The 1,847-nt window shown below is 52.7% G+C and carries 1 rRNA gene; it reads left to right on the top strand.

Annotated elements, in window-relative coordinates:
- Positions 1 to 1,801 (top strand): 23S ribosomal RNA (locus tag HMPREF2845_RS00020); the annotation flags it as partial.
- Positions 1,802 to 1,847 lie beyond the last annotated feature (46 nt).

The raw sequence follows: 1,847 nt of genomic DNA, 5'->3' as shown, positions 1-1,847 counted from the left end.
GCCGTTGAAGCTGCGGTGTAAACCAGTGGTGGAGGCTATGCGAGTGAGAATGCAGGCATGAGTAGCGAAAGATGAGTGAGAAACTCATCCGCCGGATGATCAAGGGTTCCAGGGTCAAGTTAATCTGCCCTGGGTTAGTCGGGGCCTAAGGCGAGGCCGACAGGCGTAGTCGATGGATAACGGGTTGATATTCCCGTACCGGTGAAAAACCGCCCATACTGATATTGTGATGCTAACCATGCGAAGCATGATGTGCAGGCTTTTGTTTGTGTGTTGTGTGGGTTGTGGGACCCGATCTTTGGAGGTAAACGTATTAACAGGTGTGACGCAGGAAGGTAGCCAAGCCACGCGATGGTTGTCGTGGTCTAAGCGTGTAGGGTTGTCGGTTGTTAAATGCGCCGGCTGTGTGCCTGAGACGTGATGGGACCCCGTTTTTGGGGGATTTGGTGATCCTATGCTGCCGAGAAAAGCATCGGCGTGAGGTTTTAGCCGCCCGTACCCTAAACCGACACAGGTGATCAGGTAGAGAATACTAAGGCGATCGAGAGAATCATGGTTAAGGAACTCGGCAAAATGCCCCCGTAACTTCGGGAGAAGGGGGACCTTGAGCGTGATGGGCACTTGCTGCCTGGAGCGTGTATGGGTCGCAGAGACCAGGGGGAAGCGACTGTTTATCAAAAACACAGGTCCGTGCGAAGTCGTAAGACGATGTATACGGACTGACTCCTGCCCGGTGCTGGAAGGTTAAGAGGATTGGTTAGCTCTTTTGGGCGAAGCTGAGAATTTAAGCCCCAGTAAACGGCGGTGGTAACTATAACCATCCTAAGGTAGCGAAATTCCTTGTCGGGTAAGTTCCGACCTGCACGAATGGAGTAACGACTTCCCTACTGTCTCAACCATGAACTCGGCGAAATTGCAGTACGAGTAAAGATGCTCGTTTCGCGCAGCAGGACGGAAAGACCCCGTGACCTTTACTATAGTTTGGTATTGGTGTTTGGTTTGGCTTGTGTAGGATAGGTGGGAGACTGTGAAGCATGGACGCTAGTTTGTGTGGAGTCGTTGTTGAAATACCACTCTGGTCAATCTGGATGTCTAACTTCGGGCCATGATCTGGTTCAGGGACAGTGCCTGATGGGTAGTTTAACTGGGGCGGTTGCCTCCTAAAGTGTAACGGAGGCGCCCAAAGGTTCCCTCAGCCTGGTTGGCAATCAGGTGTTGAGTGTAAGTGCACAAGGGAGCTTGACTGTGAGACTGGCAGGTCGAGCAGGGACGAAAGTCGGGACTAGTGATCCGGCGGTACGTTGTGGAACGGCCGTCGCTCAACGGATAAAAGGTACCTCGGGGATAACAGGCTGATCTTGCCCAAGAGTCCATATCGACGGCATGGTTTGGCACCTCGATGTCGGCTCGTCGCATCCTGGGGCTGGAGTCGGTCCCAAGGGTTGGGCTGTTCGCCCATTAAAGCGGTACGCGAGCTGGGTTCAGAACGTCGTGAGACAGTTCGGTCCCTATCCGCTGCGCGCGTTGGAAATTTGAGAAAGGCTGTCCTTAGTACGAGAGGACCGGGACGGACGAACCTCTGGTATGTCAGTTGTACCGCCAGGTGCATGGCTGATTGGCTACGTTCGGGAGGGATAACCGCTGAAAGCATCTAAGCGGGAAGCCTGTTTCGAGATGAGATTTCCTGGCACTTTGGTGTGTGAGGCTCCTTATAGATGATGAGGTTGATAGGCCGGGTATGGAAGCGGGGACTGAAGACTCGTGGAGTTGACTGGTACTAATAGGCCGAAGGCTTACTTTTCAAGATGTGTTTTGTTGTTTGCGTTCACTGTATGGTTTTTGGATAA

The sequence above is a fragment of the Rothia sp. HMSC065B04 genome (genome assembly GCF_001812285.1).
Classification (GTDB): Bacteria; Actinomycetota; Actinomycetes; order Actinomycetales; family Micrococcaceae; genus Rothia; species Rothia mucilaginosa.
This window is presented reverse-complemented; position numbering and strand designations above follow the sequence as displayed.